21 protein-coding genes and 1 riboswitch are annotated in these 25516 nt (G+C 40.0%); of the genes, 8 read left to right on the forward strand and 13 right to left on the reverse strand.

What is annotated here, in order from left to right; all coding sequences use genetic code 11:
* Positions 1 to 110: 110 nt before the first annotated feature.
* From carA to ribB, 5 genes are all read left to right on the forward strand, one after another.
* A complete protein-coding gene (gene carA, locus H5087_RS08100; RefSeq protein ID WP_182671684.1) occupies positions 111 to 1247 on the forward strand; it encodes a glutamine-hydrolyzing carbamoyl-phosphate synthase small subunit in 1137 nt (378 codons plus the stop codon).
* Positions 1248 to 1263: 16 nt separating this feature from the next.
* Positions 1264 to 4482, forward strand: coding sequence for a carbamoyl-phosphate synthase large subunit (carB, locus tag H5087_RS08105; RefSeq protein ID WP_039487473.1), 3219 nt, complete (start codon positions 1264 to 1266; stop codon positions 4480 to 4482).
* A gap of 48 nt (positions 4483 to 4530) precedes the next feature.
* The gene (gene greA, locus H5087_RS08110; protein WP_004335404.1) at positions 4531 to 5007 is read left to right on the forward strand and encodes a transcription elongation factor GreA; all 477 of its coding nucleotides are present in this window, start codon (positions 4531 to 4533) and stop codon (positions 5005 to 5007) included.
* Positions 5008 to 5328: 321 nt separating this feature from the next.
* The gene (locus tag H5087_RS08115) at positions 5329 to 6387 is read left to right on the forward strand and encodes a S66 peptidase family protein (RefSeq protein WP_182671685.1); all 1059 of its coding nucleotides are present in this window, start codon (positions 5329 to 5331) and stop codon (positions 6385 to 6387) included.
* 76 nt (positions 6388 to 6463) lie between these two features.
* A riboswitch (FMN riboswitch) is annotated at positions 6464 to 6635 on the forward strand.
* Positions 6636 to 6880: 245 nt separating this feature from the next.
* Positions 6881 to 7534 (forward strand): 3,4-dihydroxy-2-butanone-4-phosphate synthase, encoded by a 654-nt coding sequence (ribB, locus tag H5087_RS08120; RefSeq protein ID WP_182671740.1) that lies wholly within the window; start codon positions 6881 to 6883, stop codon positions 7532 to 7534.
* An 80-nt stretch (positions 7535 to 7614) separates the two neighbouring features.
* On the opposite strand, the gene H5087_RS08125 is transcribed toward ribB, so the two are convergent.
* Together H5087_RS08125 and H5087_RS08130 are read right to left on the reverse strand one after the other, a co-directional pair.
* Positions 7615 to 8271 carry a nitroreductase family protein gene (locus H5087_RS08125; RefSeq protein WP_182671686.1) on the reverse strand — a complete coding sequence of 219 codons (657 nt, stop codon included), beginning with the start codon at positions 8269 to 8271 and terminating at the stop codon, positions 7615 to 7617.
* A 360-nt stretch (positions 8272 to 8631) separates the two neighbouring features.
* A complete protein-coding gene (locus H5087_RS08130) occupies positions 8632 to 9657 on the reverse strand; it encodes a zinc-binding alcohol dehydrogenase family protein (RefSeq protein ID WP_182671687.1) in 1026 nt (341 codons plus the stop codon).
* A gap of 133 nt (positions 9658 to 9790) precedes the next feature.
* Between H5087_RS08130 and H5087_RS08135 the strand changes: the two genes are divergently transcribed.
* Positions 9791 to 10726 (forward strand): LysR family transcriptional regulator, encoded by a 936-nt coding sequence (locus tag H5087_RS08135; RefSeq protein WP_182671688.1) that lies wholly within the window; start codon positions 9791 to 9793, stop codon positions 10724 to 10726.
* A 55-nt stretch (positions 10727 to 10781) separates the two neighbouring features.
* Here the strand turns inward: H5087_RS08135 and H5087_RS08140 are convergent, their stop codons facing one another.
* The 6 genes from H5087_RS08140 to H5087_RS08160 all read right to left on the reverse strand — a co-directional run bounded on the left by H5087_RS08140 (position 10782) and on the right by H5087_RS08160 (position 17514).
* Entirely contained in the window at positions 10782 to 11672 is an 891-nt protein-coding gene (locus H5087_RS08140) for a dienelactone hydrolase family protein (RefSeq protein ID WP_182671689.1), read from the reverse strand.
* 106 nt (positions 11673 to 11778) lie between these two features.
* Positions 11779 to 12360: a hypothetical protein gene (locus H5087_RS20170; RefSeq protein WP_259397754.1), complete on the reverse strand. Its 582-nt coding sequence runs from the start codon at positions 12358 to 12360 to the stop codon at positions 11779 to 11781.
* 79 nt (positions 12361 to 12439) lie between these two features.
* Positions 12440 to 12736: a hypothetical protein gene (locus H5087_RS20175; protein WP_259397755.1), complete on the reverse strand. Its 297-nt coding sequence runs from the start codon at positions 12734 to 12736 to the stop codon at positions 12440 to 12442.
* Between the two features lie 124 nt (positions 12737 to 12860).
* On the reverse strand, positions 12861 to 13040 hold the full coding sequence (locus tag H5087_RS08150) for a hypothetical protein (RefSeq protein WP_182671741.1): 180 nt from the start codon (positions 13038 to 13040) through the stop codon (positions 12861 to 12863).
* Positions 13041 to 13183: 143 nt separating this feature from the next.
* Positions 13184 to 16333, reverse strand: coding sequence for an efflux RND transporter permease subunit (locus tag H5087_RS08155; RefSeq protein WP_182671690.1), 3150 nt, complete (start codon positions 16331 to 16333; stop codon positions 13184 to 13186).
* A 2-nt stretch (positions 16334 to 16335) separates the two neighbouring features.
* On the reverse strand, positions 16336 to 17514 hold the full coding sequence (locus H5087_RS08160; protein WP_182671691.1) for an efflux RND transporter periplasmic adaptor subunit: 1179 nt from the start codon (positions 17512 to 17514) through the stop codon (positions 16336 to 16338).
* A gap of 169 nt (positions 17515 to 17683) precedes the next feature.
* Here H5087_RS08160 and H5087_RS08165 point away from each other — a divergent pair, with 169 nt between their 5' ends.
* Positions 17684 to 17947, forward strand: coding sequence for a YkgJ family cysteine cluster protein (locus tag H5087_RS08165; protein ID WP_007375812.1), 264 nt, complete (start codon positions 17684 to 17686; stop codon positions 17945 to 17947).
* Positions 17948 to 18321: 374 nt separating this feature from the next.
* Here the strand turns inward: H5087_RS08165 and H5087_RS08170 are convergent, their stop codons facing one another.
* Positions 18322 to 20175 (reverse strand): TonB-dependent siderophore receptor, encoded by a 1854-nt coding sequence (locus H5087_RS08170; protein ID WP_182671692.1) that lies wholly within the window; start codon positions 20173 to 20175, stop codon positions 18322 to 18324.
* 340 nt (positions 20176 to 20515) lie between these two features.
* Here H5087_RS08170 and H5087_RS08175 point away from each other — a divergent pair, with 340 nt between their 5' ends.
* The gene (locus tag H5087_RS08175) at positions 20516 to 21007 is read left to right on the forward strand and encodes a peptide-methionine (S)-S-oxide reductase (RefSeq protein WP_182671693.1); all 492 of its coding nucleotides are present in this window, start codon (positions 20516 to 20518) and stop codon (positions 21005 to 21007) included.
* Between the two features lie 6 nt (positions 21008 to 21013).
* Here the strand turns inward: H5087_RS08175 and H5087_RS08180 are convergent, their stop codons facing one another.
* The 4 genes from H5087_RS08180 to H5087_RS08195 form a co-directional block, all read right to left on the reverse strand.
* The gene (locus tag H5087_RS08180) at positions 21014 to 21379 is read right to left on the reverse strand and encodes a hypothetical protein (protein ID WP_182671694.1); all 366 of its coding nucleotides are present in this window, start codon (positions 21377 to 21379) and stop codon (positions 21014 to 21016) included.
* Positions 21380 to 21503: 124 nt separating this feature from the next.
* Positions 21504 to 22055 carry a DUF4136 domain-containing protein gene (locus H5087_RS08185; protein WP_182671695.1) on the reverse strand — a complete coding sequence of 184 codons (552 nt, stop codon included), beginning with the start codon at positions 22053 to 22055 and terminating at the stop codon, positions 21504 to 21506.
* Positions 22056 to 22195: 140 nt separating this feature from the next.
* Complete coding sequence (locus H5087_RS08190; RefSeq protein WP_182671696.1) at positions 22196 to 24970, reverse strand: ATPase; 2775 nt, start codon at positions 24968 to 24970, stop codon at positions 22196 to 22198.
* The gene (locus H5087_RS08195; protein ID WP_024605891.1) at positions 24967 to 25515 is read right to left on the reverse strand and encodes a condensin complex protein MksE; all 549 of its coding nucleotides are present in this window, start codon (positions 25513 to 25515) and stop codon (positions 24967 to 24969) included. Before H5087_RS08195 ends, H5087_RS08190 begins: the two co-directional genes overlap by 4 nt.
* Position 25516 lies beyond the last annotated feature (1 nt).

The raw sequence follows: 25516 nt of genomic DNA on the forward strand, positions 1-25516 counted from the left end.
TGCGTAAAACAATTTAAGCTCACAAAAATCTGGTTTTGACGATCCCTCTGGGTATTGGCGGGGTGTTAAGCAATTGCTTACTCCCGTTTTTTACTGTTAGGAGGTTTAACTTGACTAAATCCGCTCTGTTAGTCCTAGAAGACGGCACAGTGTTTCGCGGTACTGCAATCGGCGCTGACGGCATGTCAGTCGGTGAAGTGGTATTCAATACGTCTATGACTGGTTATCAAGAAATTTTGACTGATCCATCATACGCGGAACAAATCGTAACTTTGACGTACCCACATATCGGTAATACGGGTACCAACAGCGAAGACGAAGAAGCGAATCAAATTTGGGCTAAAGGCCTAGTGATCCGTGATTTGCCACTGCTAGCAAGTAACTTTCGTAACGAGCAATCGTTAGATGATTACTTAAAAGAACGTAATATTTTAGGTATTGCGGACATCGACACCAGAAAGCTAACTCGAATTTTGCGTGATAAAGGCGCACAAAACGGGTGTATTGTTGCCGGTGACGAGCTAGACGAAAATAAAGCGTTACAAGCCGCGCAAGCCTTCCCAGGCTTAAAAGGTATGGATTTAGCAAAAGTTGTCTCAACCAAGGAAAATTTTGAGTGGCGCGAATCAAGCTGGACATTAGGTGAAGGATTTAAAACCCTTGACGCTGCTGATGAAAAGTTTCATGTTGTTGCCTACGACTTCGGTGTAAAACGTAATATTTTACGTATGCTTGTAGACCGTGGTTGTAAACTTACAGTAGTACCAGCGCAAACTTCAGCCGCTGACGTACTTGCTTTAAACCCTGATGGTATCTTCTTATCTAATGGCCCTGGTGATCCTGAGCCTTGTACTTACGCTATTGAAGCCATTCAAGCCTTTTTAGAAACCGACACACCTATTTTTGGTATCTGTTTAGGTCATCAGTTATTAGCCCTTGCCTCAGGTGCTAAAACAGAAAAAATGAAATTTGGCCACCACGGTGGTAACCACCCAGTTAAAGACCTAGACCGTAATGTAGTTATGATCACAGCTCAAAACCATGGTTTTGCAGCTCAAGAATCAAGCCTACCAAGTACGCTTCGTGCTACGCATAAATCATTATTTGATGGAACGCTTCAAGGTATTCATCGTACCGATAAACCTGCGTTTAGCTTCCAGGGTCACCCTGAAGCAAGTCCAGGTCCACACGATGCAGCACCATTATTTGACCACTTCATCGATTTGATGCAAGCGCGTAATCACTAATTTAACTGGAGTAATAATGCCAAAACGTACCGACATAAAAAGCATTCTTATCTTAGGCGCAGGCCCAATTGTAATTGGTCAAGCTTGTGAATTTGACTACTCTGGTGCTCAAGCGTGTAAAGCACTTAGAGAAGAAGGCTATAGAGTTATATTAGTTAACTCAAACCCTGCAACTATCATGACCGATCCTGAAATGGCCGATGCTACCTACATCGAACCAATTCACTGGGAAGTGGTAGAAAAAATTATTGAAAAAGAAAAGCCTGATGCAGTACTGCCTACAATGGGTGGTCAAACAGCATTAAACTGTGCACTTGATTTAGACAAGCACGGTGTATTGGCTAAGCACGGCGTTGAGCTAATTGGCGCAACGGCGGATGCAATCGACAAAGCAGAAAACCGTGAACGCTTTGACGTAGCAATGAAAAACATTGGCCTTGAATGTCCTCGTGCTGAAATTGCTCACTCAATGGAAGAAGCTAAAGATACAATGAGCCGAATTGGCTTACCATGTATCATTCGTCCTTCTTTCACCATGGGTGGCACCGGTGGCGGTGTTGCTTACAACATGGAAGAGTTTGAAGAAATTTGTGAGCGCGGTTTAGACTTATCGCCAACAAACGAATTATTGATTGATGAATCACTGATTGGTTGGAAAGAGTACGAAACAGAAGTTGTACGTGATAAAAACGATAACTGTATTATTGTTTGTACCATTGAAAACTTTGACCCTATGGGTGTTCACACTGGCGATTCAATCACCGTTGCACCAGCGCAAACGCTAACCGACAAAGAATACCAAATTATGCGTAACGCCTCTATGGCGGTATTACGTGAAATTGGTGTAGAAACTGGCGGTTCTAACGTGCAGTTTGGTATTAATCCTGAAGATGGCCGTATGGTTATCATTGAGATGAACCCACGTGTATCACGTTCATCTGCACTTGCATCAAAAGCAACGGGTTTCCCAATTGCTAAAATTGCTGCAAAGCTAGCAGTAGGTTATACGCTTGACGAGCTTCAAAACGATATTACTGGCGGTAAAACTCCAGCATCTTTTGAGCCTTCAATCGATTACGTTGTAACAAAAATTCCTCGCTTTAACTTTGAAAAATTTGCCGGTGCTAACGATCGTTTAACTACGCAAATGAAATCAGTTGGCGAAGTAATGGCGATTGGTCGTAACCAACAAGAATCATTACACAAAGCATTACGTGGTCTTGAAGTGGGCGCAACAGGTTTTAACCCAATAGTTGCACTTGATGACCCTAAAGCGAAAGAAAAAATCATCCGCGAATTACGCGAACCAGGTGCTGAGCGTATCTGGTACATTGCTGATGCAATGCGCCATGGTATGAGCGTTGATGATGTTTATGAGCTGACTAAAGTTAATCGCTGGTTCTTAGTACAAATAGAAGATATTTTAAAAGACGAAGCAAAAATTGGTGAAGTAGGTATGGCTGGTTTAAATGCCGACTTCCTACGTAAACTTAAACGCAAAGGTTTCGCAGATCCACGTATAGCTGAAATTGCTGGTGTATCTGAAGCTGAAATTCGTAAAAAACGTCACCTATTAAACATCGTGCCAGTATACAAGCGTGTTGATACGTGCGCCGCAGAATTTAGCTCAGACACAGCTTACATGTACTCATCTTACGATGAAGAGTGTGAAGCAAACCCAACAGATAAAGACAAAATCATGGTTATTGGTGGCGGTCCTAACCGTATCGGCCAAGGTATTGAATTTGATTACTGTTGTGTACATGCCTCGCTTGCGCTTCGCGAAGACGGCTATGAAACTATCATGGTTAACTGTAACCCTGAAACGGTTTCTACCGATTACGATACATCTGATAGACTATACTTTGAGCCAATTACACTTGAAGACGTACTCGAAATCGTACGTGTTGAAAAGCCAAAAGGCGTTATCGTGCAGTACGGTGGTCAAACACCACTTAAATTAGCACGTGAGCTTGAAGCGAATGGCGTTCCAGTAATTGGTACTTCACCTGATGCGATTGACCGTGCAGAAGATCGCGAACGTTTCCAACAACTTGTTGAGCGTCTGAACTTACTTCAGCCAGAAAATGCAACAGTAACTTCAACTGAAGAAGCACTACTTAAATCAGTTGAAATTGGTTTCCCACTCGTTGTACGTCCGTCGTATGTACTAGGTGGTCGTGCAATGGAAATTGTATACGATGAAGACGATTTACGTCGCTACATGACCGAAGCTGTATCTGCATCAAACGAAGCACCTGTATTACTGGACCGTTTCTTAGATAACGCAATTGAAGTTGACGTTGACGCGATTTGCGACGGCGAGCAAGTAATTATTGGCGGTATCATGGAGCACATTGAGCAAGCCGGTGTTCACTCTGGTGACTCAGCATGTTCATTACCAGCACATTCTTTATCGCAAGAAGTGCAAGATGTGATGCGCAAGCAAGTAACCGATATGGCGCTTGAGCTTGGTGTTGTTGGCTTAATGAATACACAGTTTGCTGTAAAAGATGGCAAAGTGTACTTAATTGAAGTTAACCCGCGTGCCGCACGTACTGTACCGTTTGTATCAAAAGCAACCGGTGTAGCGCTTGCAAAAGTGGCGGCTCGTTGTATGGCGGGTCAGTCTTTGGCAAGCCAAGGTATCACTAAAGAAGTGATCCCTCCTTATTACAGCGTTAAAGAAGTTGTTTTACCATTTGCTAAGTTTCAGGGTGTGGATCCAATTCGTGGCCCTGAGATGCGCTCAACGGGTGAAGTGATGGGTGTTGGTGATACTTTCGCCGAAGCATTCGCAAAAGCACAATTAGGTGCAAGCAACACTTTACCACGCGGTGGTCGCGCGTTATTATCTGTTCGTAATAGCGATAAGCCACGCATTGTTGAATTAGCCAAGATTATGACCGACTTAGGTTTTGAACTTGACGCAACGGGTGGCACGGCACAAGCTCTTGAAGAAGCTGGCATTGAAGTACGACGTGTAAACAAAGTATATGAAGGCCGCCCGCATATCCTTGATTATATCAAGAATAAAGAGTACAGCTATATCGTTAATACCACCGAAGGTCGCCAAGCGATCGAAGATTCGAAGGTGTTACGTCGTGGTGCATTGCAAAATAAAACCAACTATACGACAACCTTGAACGCGGCTTTTGCTAACTGTACTGCTAACAAAGCAGATGACCGTAGTAAAGTAACGTCAGTTCAAGAGCTACACCTGCGATTGAACTAAGGAAATGTGCCAAGGCCAACTAGGGCCTTGGTGTTAAGTGAGAAAAGTATGCAATCAATTCCGATGACAGTTCGTGGCGCAGATTTACTGCGCAAAGAGCTTAACGAATTAAAAACAGTTACCCGTCCAAAAATTATCGCCGACATTGCTGTTGCGCGTGAACACGGTGACTTAAAAGAAAACGCTGAGTACCACGCTGCACGTGAGCAACAGGGTTTTTGTGAAGGTCGTATTCAAGAAATTGAAGCTAAACTTTCAAATGTTCAGATAATCGACGTAACTAAAATGCCAAATACGGGCAAAGTTATTTTTGGTACTACCGTAACTATAGTAAATGTAGATACGGATGCTGAAGTAAAATACCGTATTGTAGGCGATGATGAAGCCGATATTAAAAACAACTTAATTTCTGTTAATTCACCGATTGCACGTGGCTTAATTGGTAAACAAGTAGACGATGCAGTGTCTATCCAAACGCCAAAAGGTATCGTTGAGTACGAAATCATTGAAGTTGAGTATCTTTAACGCATAACTCACTTTAACGTTTTAAATAAAAACCGATGTATTTACATCGGTTTTTTTATGCCTTAAATAAATCACTATACTGATAAGGGTGTTCATATTGCATAAAGAGTGAGCATGATGATATAGGTACATAATCACTTTATACCAATCTGCTTATATATGGGGTCTATTTAACGTTAAGAAAATTACGCTAGAACTAGGCAAAAGTTTTTATATCTAGTTGTTCTAAATAAAAAACTTTTAACGACGTTATAGTGCAATTTAATTCGTTAAATTGATCAAAGATTTATGCAGGTTGGTATTATTAAAAAGGAACACTCAATGGCTAATATACTTTACCCAGCGCCTTTAAAAGTAGGCTCTAAAATTGCTATTTGCTCGCTTTCATCTGGGCTAAAAGAAAAGTATCACGGACGCTTAGATATAGTTATAAATGGACTACAACAACGAGGGTATGATGTTGTTGAAGGCGAGTTTTTACGTCAAAACAAACCACGCGAACAGCTTAATGCTAAAGCGCATGCTAAGCAGCTAATGGGTTTTTTATTAGATGATGAAATAGATGCGATTATGCCGCCAATGGGTGGTGAGCTGGCAATGGAAATACTGCCACTACTTGATTTTAACGCCATTAAAGAAGCAAAGCCTAAGTGGTTAGTTGGTTTTTCTGATGTGAGTACTATTGCATGTGCACTCACTGCTAAGTGCCAATGGGCAACCCTTCACAGCGCTAATCTTATGCAGTTACACCCAGATGAAAAAAATCCGTACAGTTTACAAATATTTGAAACTCTGACCTACGAAGCCGGTAGTAAATTTGAGCAAGGTCCTTCTTCTTTATACCAAAAAAATAAGCCTAATTACGCGCAAAACCCGAACGAATTACTCAGCCCGAGTGAGCCTACAAACTGGCAATGTTTAAACTACACAGATAAACGTACCATAGAAATGTCTGGTCGGTTATTTGGTGGGTGTTTAGATACCGTAGGTTTATTGCTCGACTCGCCATTTTTAGCGCTGCATGAGTTTAAAAAGAACAGTGCGCCCGAAGGGCTTATTTTATACCTCGAAAACTCAGAACTTACACCAACAACCGTTGCACGATTTTTACTGTCATTAAAATTAGCCGGTATATTTGATGATATCAATGGCTTGGTTTTAGGGCGAAGTGAAATAACACAAGGTCATTACGATGCCTTTGATTATCGCCATGCGTTAGATGTAGCGCTAGGTGGGTGTTTATTTCCTGTAATTTTTGATGCCGATATAGGGCACGTTCAACCTAATTTAAATTTGGTCAATGGTGCTACCTGTACGCTAGTTGCTGATATAAACGAAGGTATTGTGGAGTGCGCATCGTTAAATATTCAACTTTCGTAGTTTTTATTGTATTTAGTTTTGAAAAACAAATAAATACAAGCGTATAATATGCCTACAGTAAGTGCTAATGCTTACTGTAAATTCTCAGGGCGGGGTGAAATTCCCCACCGGCGGTATGTTTAATGTTTTTTATGACTTAAACGAGCCCGCGAGCGCTTTATTTAACTTATTTTAGGTTAAGTAAAGGTCAAGCAGATCTGGTGAGATGCCAGAGCCGACGGTTACAGTCCGGATGAAAGAGAATATGGCTTATTATACTAAAACCAATTTTATTAAAGACATGACCGTTGTATCGCGTTAAGTGAGCTATTTTCTTTGCGCTATAATTAGTCACTAATTTAATGTTATTGGTATAACAGTGTGCGCTGCATTTTGCTGCGTGCTTTTTGTTATTTTATTTAAGCTATTTTGGTAGTGATCACTTTAAATTTAAGTGATGTATTACTGATCCTTTCACAGTCCTGAATCTATTATTTTTATTTGGAATATAATGATGATTCAGTCTCTACTTACTCAATTCGGCGAAAGCCATACCCGCGTACAAAGCGCAATCACTGCACTACAGCAAGGCCAAGGCGTACTTGTTGTTGATGATGAAAACCGTGAAAATGAAGGCGACTTTGTTTTTTCAGCTGAGCATTTAACGACTTCTCAAATGGCCGAAATGATCCGCGAAGGCAGCGGTATTGTTTGTTTATGCATGGGGGATGAGCGCATTAAACAGCTCGACTTACCGCAAATGGTAGCTAACAATACGAGTCAAAATAACACCGCTTATACAGTCACTATTGAAGCTAAGCATGGCGTAACAACAGGTGTATCTGCTGCTGATAGAGTAACTACTATAAAAGCAGCGACAGCGGATAATGCAAAACCAAGTGATTTATCGCGCCCAGGGCATGTATTTGGTTTAAAGGCACAAACGGGTGGCGTATTAGTGCGTCGCGGTCATACCGAAGCATCCGTTGATTTAATGCAACTTGCCGGCTTAAAACCATTTGGCGTAATTTGCGAACTGACAAATCCAGATGGTTCAATGGCGCGCTTACCTGAGGTGAGTGATTATGCTAATAAACATAATATGACCGTGGTTTCTATTGAAGATTTAGTGCAATACATTCAGGCTGCACAGCGCAAAGTAAGTTAAACTGCTTTAAAGCAAAAAAACCACTTATTTAAATAAGTGGTTTTTTAATATTGTTATCATTTAAGTTTATAACGTATTACTTATAAAACCTGAATAACTTGCTCTTTTGCTAAGCGAGATTTAGGTAATTTAGCATTATAATCTTCAGCGCTATCATGATAGCCAAGTACTAATGCCACGTCGCATACGTAACCATCAAGTTCTTTTTCAAAGACTTCGCCAATCAGCTCGGCATCTACGCCTTCCATTGGGGTTGAATCAATGCCTAAACGTGCAGCGGCATGCATAGTGTTACCCAGTGCAATGTAAGTTTGTGCTTTAGTCCATGCGGCATTGTTACCTTGCTCATCAGTATTAATATCAACAAACGCATAAGCACCAAAAGCTTGTTCGCGATTTTCTGCTTTAGTACGGCCATTTTTAATATCTGCATCAATAACTTGTGCGTAGTCATCGCGGGTATATTTAGGATTGTGAGCGAATAATATTATATGCGAAGCTGTTTTAATATGTGGCTGGTTAAACGCAAATTTATTAGCAAATGTACTATGCATACGCTCTTTAGCCTCATCTGATTCAATTACGATGAATTTCCAAGGCTGCGAGTTAATAGATGATGGAGATAGGCGCATAGCTTCGTAAATAACGGCTAAATCGTCTTGAGATACACGTTTCGTTGCATCGTAACGTTTTGCTGTGTAACGCTTTTCTAAGTCATTAATAATAGGGTGAGTCATTAGTTTCTCCATTGAGTAGGTGTTTTACCAGTATTTACTATGTTGAGTCAGTTTTAGTAAAAACAAACCCTTTTAAAAATTTATTACAAAAATAATATCGTGTTTTTAAATCACTCTACTTATTTAATTCAATTGATATCTACGTAAAGTAAAGCCTGTCAATATAGCTAGGTACTGATAGTAGTGGGTTATTACAATATGATAAACAGGTATATGGTTGAATCATTATCAAATATTATTAGGTAATAGTTTCTTTAATAAATATAAATACAGCCATAGCCACCCAAAATATTGGCTGAAGACACCAATTACATTGGTGCCTTCAATTAATTAGGCAGCGCGTATTTAGTATTTATGGAATTAAAAACCTTCCAACACTATTTTGCCAATAGAGCGACCTTCTTCAAGTTCTGCGTGTGCAATACGCAGGTTAGCCGCATTTATAATGCCTAAATTTTTACCAATCGTTGTTTGAATATGGCCCTGATCAATTAACTCAGCAACATGATTTAATAACTTGCTTTGCTCAATTAAATCTTTGGCATTAAACATTGAGCGGGCAAACATAAATTCCCAATGTAGCGATAAGCTCTTCATTTTTAATTTACTAACATCTAATGACTCAGGATCGTCAATCATTGCAATTTTACCAAATGGTGCAAGTACCTCTGTATACGCTTCAAAATAAGTATCAGTACTGTGCAGACTTGCTACATGTGTTACCGAGCCAATATTTAATGCATCAATTTGAGCCGGTAATGGTTTTGTATGATCAACAACATAATCTGCGCCTAGTTTTTTAACCCATGCTTGTGAGCTTTCACGCGATGCAGTGGCAATCACTGTTGCACCAGTAATCGCTTTAGCAAGCTGGATAAAAATAGAACCAACGCCGCCTGCGGCACCTGTTACTAAAATAACTTCGTCTGATTTTGTTTTTGCATCAGCTGCTTGTTTTACAATGTTTAAATGCTCAAATAATAACTCGTACGCTGTTATTGCAGTAAGTGGTAATGCAGCAGCTTCAGCATCGTTTAAGCTTTGTGGTTTGAACCCTACAATGCGCTCATCCACTAATTGAAATTCTGCATTACTACCTGGGCGGGTAATATCACCTGCGTAGTAAACCGCATCACCTGGTTTAAAGTCTGTAACAGCTTCACCTGTTGCAACCACTTCGCCAACTGCATCCCAACCAATAACTTTTATTTCACCGTTTGTTGGTGGCATATATAGGCGCACTTTATAATCGGCAGGGTTAACTGCAATAGCCTTAACTTTAATTAATAAATCACGACCTGTTGCAACTGGCTGTGGTAATTCAACATCAATTAACGACTCAGGGTTTGAAACAGGAAGAGATTTTTTATAACCAATGGCTTTCATAATAAGTGTCCTAATCTATTTACATATAAGGTGCAAGCCATGCTTTGGCTAGCTGATGGATAGATAGTAGACCTTGCTTTAATATAGATAAACCGCATAATTGTTGAATCATTATCAAATATAAATAGATAATATGAACATAGAAGATTTAAAACTTATTTTAAAAGTAGCTGAGTTTAGAAGTATTACGCTCGCAGCTGCTAAGTTAGATATGCGTACAGCCACAGCAAGCGCTGCTATTAAACGTGTTGAGGCAGCCCTTGGTAGCGAGCTGTTTGTTCGGACAACACGTCATTTAAGGTTATCGGCTGCTGGGGAGCGCTACATACCACAATGTGAGCAGGCTTTAGCTGTACTTGAGCTTGCAAAGCAAAATCTAAAAGGTGAGCACGACGAAATAGAAGGCGAGCTGCGTGTTGCCCTTTCATCTGACTTAGGCCGTAACTTAGTGATCCCATGGATTGATGAACTCATGGACACTTATCCAAAGCTAAGTTTAAGAACGCATATAAGTGATAGTAATATCGACTTTTACCGTGACTCAGTTGATATAGCGCTTCGTTATGGCTCGCCTAATGATGCTAGCGTTTATGGATTCAAAATTTGTAACGTACCGCGCTTGTTATGTGCAACTGACGAATATCTCTTACAAAACGGGGCTCCCATGCATCCCGATGATTTAGCGTCGCATCAAGGTTTGTTTTATCAGTTGCAGGATATTATAAATAATACGTGGGAATTCACCGATGGTGAGTCAAAATATAAAGTTAAAATGAATGGCAGGCGCGCCTCAAACGATGGCGATTTAGTAAGGCGCTGGTGCTTTGCGGGTAAAGGCTTGGCTGTAAAATCAGCCCTTGATATAGCCGATGATTTACTCAATGACAGGGTGGTTACTGTAATGCAAGATTATCAACATGTTAATGGTGAACTTTGGCTTATTTGCCCAAGTAGGCAGTCAATAACCCCAGCGGTGCGTTTACTACGTGATGCATGCAGAGCAAAATCCCAAGCTATTTTGCAGCAGTTGGTAAAGAAAGGAATTATTGATAAAAGCGTACTGAGCTAATTAGTCTACTTAATAGTGCCACCGGCTTAGATCTGGTGGCATTATTTTTTATTCGCTAACTTAGCTTTTTATTAAAAAACTCAACGGTACGTTGCCATGCAAGTTCGGCATTGTCTTTATCATAGCGACCTGTCGAGTCGTTATGAAAACCATGATTTGCCCCTTTATACATATGCATAGTGTATTCAACATTATTAGCTTTTAAATCTTGTTCGTACTGTGGCCACGACGCGTTTACACGTTTATCCAGCTCGCCTAATTGAATCATTAACGGTGCTTTAATATTTTTACGTAAACTTTCACTGGCGGGAGTGCCGTAAAAAGGCACGCCAGCGCTGATTAAATTACTATCTACTGCCGCTAAATAATTAACAATGTAGCCACCAAAACAAAAACCGACAGCGCCTAATTTACCGTTACTGTTAGCATGCGATTTTAAAAAGTGCGCTGCGGCAACAAAATCGTTTTGAATTTTAGCGCGATCCATGGTTTTTTGCATAGCGCGTCCTTCATCATCGTTACCAGGGTAGCCACCCAGTGGAAAGAGCGCGTCGGGTGCAAACGCAATAAAACCGACTTTAGCTAAGCGTCTTGCTACATCCTTTACGTAAGGGTTTAATCCACGGTTTTCGTGTATCACGAGTACAACGGGAAGCTTACCTTCTATGTTTTTAGGGGTTGCTATGTAACCTTTGCCTTTACCGTGCCCGTCTGGCGAATCGAATTCTTCGTACGTTGCTGTTATATCGACGTCATTAAACGACACTTGTTCAGCCAATGCGTAATTAGGTAATAATGCTGATGTAAGTACAGCCATCGAAAAGCCAAGAGCAGCAAGGCCACCGAGTTTCTTCATAAAAGTACGTCGGTCCATTAAACCGTGGGCGTATTCGTCATACCAATCAAAGGCTTCTTGAGGAATGTGATCAGAGGGAGATGTATTCATGGCTGTTCCTTAACTTTATTATGTCTATTTATTATTTAAATACCATAACGTATTAGGGATAAAAAACGAGCAATATTTCTCTCAATTATTAGGACTGTTGCCAAAGTTATCCGTCAAGCAAGGAAAGGAGCACATTCCTTTGTTGTGCGGATATTAAAGAAACCATTTCAAGGTGATTTAAATCTTTTATCTCATAAATGCTCACTTTTGGATTATTAAGAGTAAGCAACCCATTATATGGACTCACTTTGTCTGCATTACTTGCAAGTATGTAAGTTTTTTCAGAATAACTAGGTGTGCTAAGTGCATTGAATAGATTAAGTTTGTAAGCAGGAACTCCACTTTCTTCAATTATTTTAATAGCCACTTCATTCAAATAATCATCACCTAAAAACATACTATAAGTAGGGTGAGTTAACCTAGCAATAGTATTTAATGCAGTTTTAAAATTAATCATAGGAGCAATAAGTATATGTTTATCAATATTTAGCTTGGTCTTTATGTGACTACTCGCAACTGCACCCATTGAATAGCTAATAAGAGATATATTTTCATATTCTTGTATCTTTATATATTCACTCACAATATTTGCGTTTACTAAACCAAAATCAAATGGTTCGTTTTGGTTAGGCGAAGGTGCAACAATAACGTCAGCTCCTGTAAAATGAGCAAGCCAGCGTGATTGCATGCCATAGATCGTGTAATCAACACCATAGCCTGGGAATAAAACGAGTAAATTATTTTTTTTAACAGAGTGCTTATTTTCGTTATTTAAAGTTTTCTTCGAACGTTTTAATTTTAGAATCGATTTTTAATTCAAAATTGAGTGTAACCGTTGAAATTTCTGTGCCATTATTAAACATTGTTGGTGAGGTGTATAAAAAATCCACACAGTGTTTATTGCTTATACAATGTTGGGTTTTCTTCCCCAAAACATTGCTATCTACAACTGCTTTATCAAAAATAACAGGTTTAACTGGCTTCGTTATTTGCTTGGCAATAAAGTGCTGACAGCCGCTCAAAAGAGCAACATAAGACAAGATTAGAACTATAAAAAAACGCATTAGATTCCTTTCCTATATACAAAAATTTGTAAAAATAAAGCCTTAAGTGTCTAACTTTTAAGTACCTTCCATAGTATAAGATACAACGAATTTAAATAATGTGAACTTACCTAGGTTTGTACATTCATTCATAACCAGTCTCTGATAAGCCCTCATCTACGCCGATTAAAAAGTCGAGCCCTACAAACGCAAACGATATTGCAACGGCGCCTAATAGCATTAAGTTGCGGTTATTCTTTTTGTAGCCAAGAGTGGTTAATACAGCAAAAACAATAAATAAAATAAGTTGAATTGTGCCCATCATTATTCCTTTTGAGGGTTATATTTATAGAGTTAAACTATCAGTAAGATAAAGACTTGGCAAATAGGTGAATATTATTTTTAAGCTAAAAATAAAAAGCTCGGCATATAATATGCCGAGCTTTTTTGGTTGGGATGTTACTTAATTTAGCTATTAGTAGGCGCTGGTTGGGCATCTACTAGTGGTGGCTTGCCACGCATTTTACGAACTAATCGTTTAGCATCTTCTAGTGCAACATACTGGCACGGTATAAGTATCAGTGTAATTACTGTGGCAAATAACACACCAAAAGCAAGTGATACAGCCATTGGGATAACAATTTTAGCTTGTAAACTCGTTTCAAAAATAATTGGCATTACACCAATAAAGGTAGTGATTGAGGTGAGTAGTATTGCCCTAAAGCGACGAGCACCGGCTTGTACTACTGCATCTTTAATTGCAACACCTTCGGCGCGGGCTTTATTTACAAAATCAACCATAACGAGGGAGTCATTTACGACCACACCCGCTACCGCAATAATGCCAAACATAGATAAGCTGCTCATAGTCATACCTAAAATCATATGGCCAAACATCGCGCCCACTACACCAAACGGAATAACCGACATTATAATAAGTGGCTGCGAGTAAGAGCGAAGTGGAATCGCTAATAAGGCAAATATAATCATCATTGATATACCAAAGTCACGAAGCTGTTCTGAAGCGCTATCCATTTCTTCTTGAATGCGCCCAGCTACATCACTTGTAACGCCAGGGTAGCTTTTAAGTAATGTTGGTAAGTATTCGTCACGAATTTCCTCAGCAATCGCAAATGGTTCGGCTTGGTCGGTATTTACCGCAGCCCATACGTTTACAGTGCGTTTAGAGTTTTCGCGGCGAATACGGTTTACACCGTCAACCAGCTTAACTTCGGCTACTTCACTTAGCGGTACTTCAGCGCCTGTAGGTGTAATAATACGCACACTTGCTATGTCACTTATTGAGTTACGTTCGTCTTCTGGGTAGCGGATCATGACTTTAATTTCTTCGCCTTCACGCAATATTCGCTGCGCTTCTAAGCCGTAGTAACTAAAGCTAACTTGCGACGCTACATCAGCAAGCGTTAATCCCATGCTGTAAGCGAGTGGTTTTAAATCAAGTTGCACTTCGTCGGTAGCGCTTTGCATTGAATCGTTTACGTCGCCAACGCCTTCCATTGTTTGTAATTTGGCTTTTAATTTACCTGCTACTTCTTTTAGCTCGTTAGCATTTTTGCCTTCAAGTTTAAAGCTAACGTCGCCATCATCTCGACCGCCATTCATTATACTGTCTTGAATGGTCATGGTTTTAATGCCGGGTAGAGCGGGCATTTGCTCACGCCATAATGCACTTAGGGCAAAGGTGTCGATAGGGCGTAAATCAGGCTCTACCAAAATGGCCATAATATTTGCTTGCGTTCGTCCGCGCAGACTTACCGATAAATCGCGGATCATCGGTTTACCGTATTGCTCTTGTAGTTGCTGATCGACCTGTAACAACACGTTTTCTATTTTACGTGCGGTTTCAAGTGTTGCTTGCTCAGATGAGGCAAGGTTCATTTCTATATCAATACGCGGAAAGTCGTGCGGTATTTTAGGGTTTGGTACAAACTTAACTAAACCACCTGCAAACATACCTGCGCTTACAATAAGCAAACACATAAAGCCAACAATTACGGTATAGCGGTAGTGAATACAGCGGCTAACAAAAGGAAGGTAGTAGTTATTCACAAAGCCTTTTAAACCACTATCAATCACCATACGTAAGCGATGTAATAGGTTTTTAGGATTTGGTTTACGTGGGTTCATTGCTGCAATATGCGCAGGTAAAATTAGTTTTGATTCAATGAGTGAAAAAATCAAACATAAAATAATAACGCCACCAATTGCCTTAGAAAAAGCAGCGCCAGGGCCGGTTGCGAGTGTTTGAGGTAAAAATGCCGCAATAGTTGTTAGTACACCAAAGGTTGCTGGCATCGCAACGCGTTTAACACCGCGTACTACGTTATCAAGTGTGTGGCCGTATTTTTCTATTTCGGCACTGGCTGACTCGCCCACAACTATGGCGTCATCAACAACAATCCCGAGTACAAGTATAAAGGCAAAAAGAGAGGCTAGGTTAATTGTTACATCTAAAAAGCCAATAGGCATAAACAAAAAGGCGCCTAAAAACGAAACCGGTAAGCCCATCATTACCCAAAATGCTAAGCGTAGCGGTAAAAATAGTGCCAGCACTATCATTACTAACAAGCCACCCCAAATCATGTTATCGACCATCATATCGAGTCGACCTTCAAGGTAGTAGGTTAAATCAACAATAGGAGAGAGCTTAACGCCTGCAGGTAAAAGTGGCTCTTTAGTTGCCATGTAGCTTTTAAGTACTTTTGCTACATCGGTAATGTCTTGATCTTTTGATGCGTTTACTTCAAACGAGAGTGAATTCTTACCATTGTATTTTGAATATTGTAGACCTTCTTCAAAGCCATCATTAATAGTTGCAACATCGCCTAAATAAATTTGTGCGCCATCAGCAAGGGTAATAAGTGGCAGTTTTTCAAACTCAAAACCACGGTAGGCTTGTTTTTCAACACGCATCGAAATATAACCATTTTCAGAGCGTATTTGCCCCGCCGACATATTTGCCGAAAAGTTTTGCACCGCACCTGCAATATCTCTAAATGTTAATCCGTACTCGCGTAGTTTATCAGGGCTGACTTCTATACCAATTTCGTACTCTAAGCCGCCGTTAAAATTTACAAGGTTAACGTGAGGCAGTGCTTGTAACTCGTCTTTTATATCGTTGCCAAGCTCTTTTAACTGGTAGTTACTCATGTCGCCGTAAAGCGCGAGTATCATTACCTCTTGCTCAAACTTATCGCGGCGCACAACAGGGCGCTCCATTCCCGCAGGAAAGGTGTTTATTGAATCAACTTGTACTTTAATTTCATCAAGTACTTCTTGTGGATTGTATTGCTCTTCTATTTCAATCCACGCTTGTGAAAAACCACGGTTAGAGTACGTAATTAGGCGTTTAATGCCTTCAATACCTTCGAGGTTTTCTTCAACTTTTATGGTTATGCCTTCTTCTACCTCTTGCGGGGCTGCACCTGGGTAAACTGCTTGTACGCTTATCCAGTTGCTTTCAAACTGTGGGAACATTTGTTTGCGAATGGTCATCGCCATTAAAATACCGCCTACTAATATAAATATCATTAGTAGGTTGGCAGCAACGGGATTTCGGGCAAACCATGCTATTAACCCTGTTTCACGAGTGTTCATGATTATTCCTCTTTCAGCGCAAGTTGAGTTACATCAGTTTTATCAGGCGCAATATCTTCAATTTTTACTGCCATACCTTCAGTTGGGTATTCAAGCGCTGAGGTAACAATTTGCTCGCCATTCTTTAACCCTTGGCTGGCTATAATCATGCCGTTTTGTTCGCGTATAATATTGAGGGTTTTAAACGACAATGTTAAATCGTCATTTAAAATTACAATTTTATTATCTTTAACTAAGTGGTGCGCAACAATAATTGCGTTATCAAGCGGGCGACCTTCAATGGTAGCGTTAATGTATGAGCCAAAACGAAGAGGGCGTGTTTTGTCGCCATAAGGTGTTGCAAGTTGTGCAACCAAGTAGCTCATACGGCTTGTTTGATCAACCACACCTTCGGTGCGAATTACTTTGGCTTGCCACATTGTTTGCTTACCCGCGTATTCTGCGTTAAATGTAACATTTGAGCCTACGCCGCCATTTTTTAAATATTGCAGTTCTTGATCGGCAACCGGTAAACGTACCTCTGCAACTGAGGTTGCGCTTAGTGCGCCAAAACTATTACCTGGGTTTACTACTGAACCCAAGCTAATTGTGCGCTCATTAATAATGGCATCATAAGGGGCTTTAATATAAGTACGCTCAAGATTGCGGCTAGCACGTTTAACACTTGCTTGAGCAGAGCGGTAACGCGCTAATTTTTCGGCCAGCTGTGGTTTTCGTAAATAAAGTTCTGATGCAATAGCGTCGCTTGAGTCTGACTTAATGCGCTCCCACTCAGCTTGAGCGACATGTGCTTGCGCGCGTTCTATTTCAAGTGCTGAGCTTGCTTGTGCTAAACCCGCTTGCGCTTCAATAAAGTCTGCTTCGTAATCATTTGCATCAATTCGTGCTAAAATATCGCCTTGCTTTACAAACGCGCCTTCAACAAATTGATCTGATACCGAAATAACTTGCCCGCTAACTTGTGCTATTAGCTCGGTACGATACTTTGGTTTAACAATGCCGTACGATTTAACATCGAGCGTTATAGAATTTAAAAGTACGCTTTGTGTTGCTACTAAAGGACGTAAATCTTGCTCTGGCTTTTCTTCGGGTGGTTTTTTCATTGCCATAAAGGCGAAAGCTAAAGCAATACCGCCTGCTAAAACAGCGATTGGGAGTATTATTTGTTTTGTAGTAGCCACAAGGCATTCCTTCATAATTGGTGGTGACAGAGCAATAATACGCAATAAAGTGTTTACAAGCTGTTTTAAGATGTAACAAAGCATTACATGTGTGTGTTACAACTTACTATGCGACTAATTAAGTTCCTAAAAAGAAATTAAAGTAAGTGTTTTTTATACCGAGGAAATTATGAAAACCGAATCGATGAATTGCAGGCTAGGCTGCGGCGCATGTTGTATTGCGCCAAGTATTAGTTCGCCTATTCCAGGTATGCCAAATGGTAAAAAAGCCGGAGAACGTTGTATTCAGCTGGACGAACGTAATTTATGTAAGTTATTTGGTGATGAAAGTCGACCAAAAGTATGTAGCGATTTTAGTGCCACGCTTGATGTGTGCGGGTCAACAAATGCACAAGCTTTAGCGCTTATTACAGAGCTCGAAGAGCTCACTTAGTGAGCTATTAAAATACACATATATTTACACTTATCTATTAGTGAGTATTTATTTTAAGTAATTAAAAGCTGTGCTTTTCACGCGAGCAAGCTCTACGTTTACCGCCAAAGTGTAGGTTTGTGTAGGCGTGAAGCTTGCTTACGTGACAGGCAAAGCATGTAAAAGTGATTTATTCACAAAGAGGGGAGGAGGCGCTGCGCTTTTAGAGGAGGAGATTAATTTAAAGTAATAGTTGGCTTTTGTTTTTCTCATTTACTCCTAATTCTTTTCTCTTTGTGTAATATTTTTTTCCTAAAAACTGCACTTTTATATAAATAAACACAGCGTTTACAAACCAAAGTATAAATTGAGTTCGTAAACGCTGGCTTTATTTTCTACCAGCTATACGTTACGCTTAACGTATATTGCTCACCGCGCCCAGGTGTACCTGGTATTTCTTCAAACGACTCATCCCATAAGTTATCTGCCGCTAAGGTGATAAATAAATTACTCAACTGTGGCGGAGTTATTTTAAGTGTTAGCTGGGTAAATAACGCGTTATCATTGCCGTTTCTAAGTGCATTTTTGTGTTGTGTACGCCATTCGTTATCTATTCTAAATTCTAAAATATCAGTTGGGTTGTACACAGCGCCAAGTGTTAAACGGTGATCAGGAAAGTTTAACGCGTAAAAGCTGGCATCAATATCGGCTGCGCCGTAGTTTTCTGATTTATGTAAATAGGTGTAGCTTGCTATAAGCTTTGCTGTATCAAAGTGCTTAGTCGCTAAAAATTCAACCCCTGCAGTATCAATATCAACTGGGTTTGCAAAGCGCGCTGAGGTTGAATCAAAATTAAAGGTCCAATCGGTCAAGTTATTATCTTTTCGATAAAAAATAGCCGAGTTTAACTGCCAGCTTTGTTCTTCAAGTAATAAACCTAGCTCCAAGTTTGATGTGGTTTCGCGCTCAAGGTTGTAGTTACTTCTAAATAACCCGCCAGAGTCGCTGCCGCCAATGGCTGTGTAGCCTGCAACTTGACTCGCCTCTGCGTACGATAAATAAAACGTGCGCTCAAAACCTTTGCTGTTTTGTGTATTAAGCGTTATATCACCAATAAGTGACAGTTCAGAGTCGTCTCTATTTGTATCGTCAAACGCAGCACCTAAACGAAATGTAAGTTGTTTATTATCCTCAAGCGCCATTTTGTATTCAGGCAATACGCTTAATTTATAATACTTACGAGAGGTAAAGTTGTTTTCAAGCGTGGTAGATTCAATTGAGTCGTCAATAAACTGTGTAGAGTAATTTATTGCCAGTGCATCGCTTTGTGCATGGCGACCCGAAAGTCCAAGCGATTTAACTTCACTTTTATGAAAAGCTTCAAATGCACTAGGATTTTCGCGCGAGTAAATATAGTGATCGTCATGGGTACGATAATAAGCAGATACTTCAAAGTTGCTGTTATCAGCGTAGTTTTGCTTGTGATTAAGCATCCAAAGACGGGTTTCTAAATCTTCAGTTTCGTTAACGCCAAAAGGGGTGTACAAGTTAGGCCAGCCAAAAAACTTATCTTGTGAGCCAAAAAACAAATCTGTTTGGCTATGCTCGCTTGCTAATTGCACGCGAGCTGAGGCGCGCGAAAAGTCATGATCGCCAGAATCTATTGTTCCATCACTTTGCGAATGAGAATACTCACCTTCAAAGCCCAGAGTATAGTTAGCTAAGCTATCAAGTTGTGTGTTTTTAGCAGCGTGAATACTTTGCAGATTAAAGTCGTTTGTACCAGTACCAAGGGATACACTACCGCCAGTAATAATCGGTTTCCAACCAAATGAAACCGTACCTACAGAGCTATTCATACCGTAAAGTGCGTTATCGGCACCGGTTAAAACATCTGGGCCGCTTAGCATTTGCGGTGCAATGGGTATTTCAGCAAAATAATGCCCAGATTGCGGGTCAAGCAGGGTAGCGCTTCCTACTCTAAAACCGGTGTTTTCAAAAATCCCACCACGAATAGTTACATCAGCTTGCGCCTCAGCCATATTACGCGATTGAAGGTCAACACGGGGGTCATATTCTAAATTAGAAATAGGCGAGTCGAATGTACCTACTGGCAACTTATTTGCAGTGGGTGAGGCCTCAACCGTTATTTTCTCGATTGCCGACTCATCAGATAGCGTATTAGCATTGGCAAATGCAGTAACGCTGCATAATATTGCAGGTATTATAATGTGTGGTGTGCGATTCATGTGTTTCTCATCATTTTTTATTTGTAGCTGCGGTTACAATTAATTTCAAAGCTTATATTTGAGCATGATAAAATAGCCAAATATAACAGCAGTCATTTTGTGCGCGATTGTACATTAATTTGTTAATAACTGCATTTGATAACCATTTACGTAATACCGACTTTATTAAAAACATGGTTATTCTATCGTATTAAATAGCGCATTCACTGCGTTAAAAATTATTTATATAGAACAACTATGTGTCATAATTTTCGCCTTGTTATTGCGCTATTTTCTTGGCGCTATAATAGAACACTAATTTAATGCAATCGGTATAATTACTTATTGGATAACATTTATAATGGATACTAAAGAACATAATACTATTTACTTTGCTGGTGGCTGTCTGTGGGGCGTACAAGAATTTTTAAAGCACTTACCAGGCATAATAAGTACTGAAGCAGGGCGCGCTAATGGGTCAAGCAAAACCACTGACGGCGAATACGATGGTTATGCTGAATGCGTAAAGGTAATTTTTGACCTAAAAGTCGTAACCCTAAATAAGCTGTTTGACTACTTTTTTGAAATTATTGACCCATACAGTATTAATAAACAAGGGGATGACGTAGGCCCTAAATACCGCACTGCCATTTATAGCAAAAACCAAAGCCATTTAGATGCAGCAAGCAATTATATAAATAAGCGCAGTGATGCCGATAAAATTGTGGTAGGGGTAGAGCTGCTAACTAACTACGTGCCAAGCGATCCTGAGCATCAAGACCGACTAACTAATCACCCTGATGATTACTGCCATATACCGCTCGAGTTACTGCATAAGTACAAAACGAGTTAATGAAAACTATTGTTTATTTTTTCTTTGAGCTTTTTTGTTTAGCTTTTTCTCTTTTTTACGAGGGAACATATCTCTACTTAAATAAGGTAGCACTAAAAAAAAGATCCCACCCCCTAAGTAAAAAAGAAGGTTAAAAAGATAAGAAAATGGAGAGGTCGATAAAAAATAGACATCAGATTCAACTCGATAATCTGTTGGTGTATGAACATAACCGTCGTATATAGATTTGACCGTTATTATTATAAGCAATAGCCCTAAAGAAAAAGAAAACAAGGAGAATGCTATTTGATTTAATAACATTCTGGTATTACTAATATTAGCGTGTTTTATTTTTGGCTTCTTTTTTGTTTTTTGATTATTTGACCGTTTCATGCTTACCAAAAATATAGATTAATTAACTTTCAGACCTAGTATTAGTTTTGAGTACTGTGATCTATATACAAAAAAGCTCACATTACGTGAGCTTTTTTAAAACTTACTTGTAGCAAAATTTAACTTACTGCTGCTTTTGCGGCGGGAAGTTACTTAATATTTCACTCACTGTTTTATTAATTGATGCTTCACGTTGTTCTGGCGATTGGTTTTTCTTTAATCGGCCTTCTTTTGCGCCGCGCCATACTAGCTGGTTAGATTCACGGTCTACAATATCAATGATCAGTGTACCCACTTCGTATTCACGCGCGGTTGTATCACGTTGAAAACCAGTACCCCAATAACCCCAATGCGGGCGGTAGTTTACATTAAATGTATCTACTTCAAGCTCTTTATCTACCGATGCATGATAGTTAACAAGTACATCAGCATTTGCTGCATCAACTAAGCTCATACCTAGTGTTTGGCTCAGTTCTGCGTTAACGGCAGTGCGAACACGTTTTTCCATTAGGCCATTAATTTGGTAGTTATTTGTGTCTTTAGTTAGGCTGGCGTTTTCTACCCAAGCAAATGTTTTAAAATTACTAAAGTTAGCTGATTTATCGTAATCCCAATCAGGGGTTTGTGTACAGGCTGTAAGAAGTACTAGCGCTGCAACAATAAGTATATTTTTCATTACGTTTGCTCCAATAAAATGCATTAATTTAAAATAACACACATAGTTTAAATGTGTATTATTTAAACGTCCTAAATATTAGTCTAATTGTTAGGGCTGAACGACTAATTAACCTATGTTAATTAGTCTCGATTCATCAGCTAATGTTCAACTTCAATCCAATCTTTTTCATCTACCCAGTTTTGTGCACCGTCTTTTACCGAGCGAATCGGCACAATGTAGTCACAACTTATTTGTGGTTTAACTGAGGCAAATATAGGCACAAAACCAAAACTTAGTGCGGTTTCTATAATCGCTTTTTGATTTTGTGGGTCAATGTCGGCCGCTTCATCTATGTAAATAGGTATACGGTATAGGTTTTGTTCCTGATCGCTTAATAAGTAACGAATAAACAACATGCCACACAATAACTTAATCGTAATACGTGTGCCGTTTGAACCCGCCGAATCTATTTTTTCAAAGTGCTCTGTTTCACCTGCGCGGTTAACTACTTCAAATCGAATATCAAATAAATCGGTAAGTGTTAAGCCCGCTTTATCTGAGGCGAGTTTAATTAAGTGATCTTTTGCTTCGTTTACCGCACTTTCGCTGTACGGTTCTTGGCTCAGTAAATCAAGCGTGTCGCCTTGCTCAAACTGATGCGACGTGCTGATAATGGTATCTATACTATCAACCAGCATTTTGCGCGGTATGACGTTAATTTTAAACGCTTGCAGGTTTGAAATACGGTGCTGGCTTATGCCTTTATTAAAGCTATTCATTTCGCGGCGAAGTCGGTCTAAATCTTCTCGCAAGCCTTTTATAGTTGCGGCCACTTCGGTAAGCGCAACGCGTGCTTGGCGCTCAACAGCATCGCGTTCGTTATCAATATTATGAAAGGCGCTTATTAGCTTTTGGTATTTAGTGTATTCGTCATTTTCGTTGTCGAATTTAGTAATACCCGCGTTATATACATGCAAATAGGTATTACGCACGTTTATGTCAAAATTACGCAGTTCTTGGCAGTCTTTATTAAAATGATGAACAAGGTCGCTTAAGTTATCAAAGTCGACCGTAATATCAATCATGTATGGAGTTACTTTACCGCTGTATAAATCAAGCGTGTGATCAATTCGCTCGCTTTTAACTTGGCGTAAGCGCTCAGTTTGGCGATTAATTTGCTCTTGTTTCGATTTAATTAACGAGCGACGATCGGCAATTGAGCCACTATTTTTTTGAATATCTTGCAAGTAGTCGTCAACTTGTTCGCGCTCAGCTAATAACTGCTCTTTTAGCATGGCTTGCGCTTCAACCGACTGCTGCATTACCTCAAACTGCTCTAAGCGTTTTAGCGCGCTCTCTGCGCTCATAAGCTCATCGTATAACGCGTCTTTTTCTTTTTGCTTGTCGGCAACGTTTGCAGCAACATCGCGCTGTTGCTTAAACTCTTTAAGTGAATGCTCAAGAGCATTTAACTGAGCGGTTAATTGCTCTTTGTTTTCGCCGCTTTGCATTTGCACAGGCGAGAGCTTTTTAAGCTTAATGCTCGCACCTGGTAGCGTTAATACGCCGCCTTTAACGTTTTCACTTAACAGCGATAAAAATTCCCCAAACGCGTCTTCGTCATCAATGGTTATATCGCCATTAGTGGTGGTCGCAAACGAGAGAATATCAGGGTTTAAAATCCGCGATATTTCCTCTACTTCTTTTAACGAGAGGTCTTCGCGCATACGGGTAAACAAATTAAACTCAAGGTTTTTAAGTTGTAGCTTTAAGCTCTTAATTTGTTTTTGTGTTTCGCTAATGCGGTAGTCAAGCGTGTGTAGGCTTTGCCCTTGTGCGCTGGTTATAGAGTGCGAAAGCGACTCGTAATCTTGCTTTAATTGAGTCAGGCTGGTTTTAAGCGTGGCTTTATTTACCAGTTCAAACTCGCTTTTAAGCGCATCGTAATCTAAAAACCACTGCTCAATTTGAGTTTGTCTGCGTTCTATATCACGCGATTGCTGTACGTATAGGCTTTGTTTTTGCTCAAACTCGTGTTTTTCGTGCTCTATATCTTCAAGCGCAATGCCCAACTCATTAAGTTGCGATTCTTGATAGGTATCAAAATCAATCAGTGCTTGGTCAATTTTAGGTGCGTATGCGGCTAATTTACCTTTAAGCACGGTTTGGTTTTCAAGCATTGATTCAAGCGCGGCTATTGGCTCTTGCATTGACTCAAGGGCTTTTAATTCGCGTTTTGAGCGATTTACTTTATCAAACGAGCGACGCCATACTTCATAAAAATCGACCTTAGAGTTCGACATATGGCGTTCAAAAACGCGTAGCATAAAGCGTTTTACGTCGCTTGCGCCTAATTTGTGTAAGTTAAGAATACGTCTAAATATTTCTTTATAAATAGAGGAGTCTTGGACATTGTTAAGCGGGATCATTTTTAGGTTAATGTCGCCGTCAAAAGGCGTTGCGCCGCCAGTAAGTAGCGCGTTTAACTCTTGTGCTTTAAGCTCAATAGGGTTGTAGTTAAGCGATTTTAAATGGTTGAACAGCTTGGTAAATTTAATAATAGTTTTACCTTGCGTGTACTGCTCTAAATCAAGCTTTCCTTGATAACAAAAGTACTGATGCGCGTAACCGGCAATTTTACCAAGGCCTGCCACGCCTATTACTACCGAGCCATGAGGCAAGTTAGCTTCTAGTAAAATGTACGACTGATCGGATGAAAAATAAAACTTACGAGTTTCATCTAAATCGTGTCCATCCCATTCTGTTAAGCGTAAATCGTTAATAAGCGGGAACTGCAGGGCGTTAATAACCGAGCTTTTACCTGTGTTATTGGGCGCACAAATAGAGCTGCTTTTATCAAGCGGGATCACACATTTTGCATAGCCTGCGGTGTTGAGTAGGGCGAGTTTGCTTAGTCCGTATAGATTTTTCATTCCTCGTCCTCTGTAATGTAGGTTTCTTCGTTTACTTCCATGAGTGCATCTATGTAGCGGTGAATTGGCGCTTGTAGCATAAAGCCGCCTTCTACTTCACGGGCTAAACCTAAGCGCACCATGCGCAGGTAAACGTCTTTACGTAGGTCTGATCCCGAAAATATCTCAAGCTGATCAAACAAATGTTTGTTAATTTGCACCAGCGTTTGCATAAGCTCTAAATCGTTTACGTCGTCAAACAATGCGCGCATTGGATCTTTACCCGTATTGGCGTAGTGCTCAATTAAAATGTAAATGGTGAGTGCGATAGCGCGAGATATTTTGCCCATATTGGGTGTGCTTTCGTCGCTACCAAAATAATAAAAGCCACGGCTGTCGTGTTTTAAATCGTTACCTAAAGCGGTAAATAGGGCGGTGTAGTCTTCTATGTGTTGGTCAAGCTCTTGCCACATTACGTTGTCTTGCTCGCAAATGTGATAACCCGCTACTAATTTTTTATTAATGGCTTGTAGATGAGTTAGCTCGTCTAAGTTTATGTGTGTCATG

The organism is Pseudoalteromonas sp. SR43-7, from assembly GCF_014163785.1.
In the GTDB taxonomy this organism is placed as follows: domain Bacteria; phylum Pseudomonadota; class Gammaproteobacteria; order Enterobacterales; family Alteromonadaceae; genus Pseudoalteromonas; species Pseudoalteromonas distincta.

Excerpts from the sequence above, each read along its gene's own strand:
- carB (WP_039487473.1), top strand. The coding sequence starts at position 1,264 with ATGCCAAAACGTACCGACATAAAAAGCATTCTTATCTTAGGCGCAGGC.
- greA (WP_004335404.1), top strand. The coding sequence starts at position 4,531 with ATGCAATCAATTCCGATGACAGTTCGTGGCGCAGATTTACTGCGCAAA.
- H5087_RS08115 (WP_182671685.1), top strand. The coding sequence starts at position 5,329 with ATGGCTAATATACTTTACCCAGCGCCTTTAAAAGTAGGCTCTAAAATT.
- ribB (WP_182671740.1), top strand. The coding sequence starts at position 6,881 with ATGATTCAGTCTCTACTTACTCAATTCGGCGAAAGCCATACCCGCGTA.
- H5087_RS08125 (WP_182671686.1), bottom strand. The coding sequence starts at position 8,271 with ATGACTCACCCTATTATTAATGACTTAGAAAAGCGTTACACAGCAAAA.
- H5087_RS08130 (WP_182671687.1), bottom strand. The coding sequence starts at position 9,657 with ATGAAAGCCATTGGTTATAAAAAATCTCTTCCTGTTTCAAACCCTGAG.
- H5087_RS08135 (WP_182671688.1), top strand. The coding sequence starts at position 9,791 with ATGAACATAGAAGATTTAAAACTTATTTTAAAAGTAGCTGAGTTTAGA.
- H5087_RS08140 (WP_182671689.1), bottom strand. The coding sequence starts at position 11,672 with ATGAATACATCTCCCTCTGATCACATTCCTCAAGAAGCCTTTGATTGG.
- H5087_RS20170 (WP_259397754.1), bottom strand. The coding sequence starts at position 12,360 with ATGCAATCACGCTGGCTTGCTCATTTTACAGGAGCTGACGTTATTGTT.
- H5087_RS20175 (WP_259397755.1), bottom strand. The coding sequence starts at position 12,736 with ATGCGTTTTTTTATAGTTCTAATCTTGTCTTATGTTGCTCTTTTGAGC.
- H5087_RS08150 (WP_182671741.1), bottom strand. The coding sequence starts at position 13,040 with ATGATGGGCACAATTCAACTTATTTTATTTATTGTTTTTGCTGTATTA.
- H5087_RS08155 (WP_182671690.1), bottom strand. The coding sequence starts at position 16,333 with ATGAACACTCGTGAAACAGGGTTAATAGCATGGTTTGCCCGAAATCCC.
- H5087_RS08165 (WP_007375812.1), top strand. The coding sequence starts at position 17,684 with ATGAAAACCGAATCGATGAATTGCAGGCTAGGCTGCGGCGCATGTTGT.
- H5087_RS08170 (WP_182671692.1), bottom strand. The coding sequence starts at position 20,175 with ATGAATCGCACACCACACATTATAATACCTGCAATATTATGCAGCGTT.
- H5087_RS08175 (WP_182671693.1), top strand. The coding sequence starts at position 20,516 with ATGGATACTAAAGAACATAATACTATTTACTTTGCTGGTGGCTGTCTG.
- H5087_RS08180 (WP_182671694.1), bottom strand. The coding sequence starts at position 21,379 with ATGAAACGGTCAAATAATCAAAAAACAAAAAAGAAGCCAAAAATAAAA.
- H5087_RS08185 (WP_182671695.1), bottom strand. The coding sequence starts at position 22,055 with ATGAAAAATATACTTATTGTTGCAGCGCTAGTACTTCTTACAGCCTGT.
- H5087_RS08190 (WP_182671696.1), bottom strand. The coding sequence starts at position 24,970 with ATGAAAAATCTATACGGACTAAGCAAACTCGCCCTACTCAACACCGCA.
- H5087_RS08195 (WP_024605891.1), bottom strand. The coding sequence starts at position 25,515 with ATGACACACATAAACTTAGACGAGCTAACTCATCTACAAGCCATTAAT.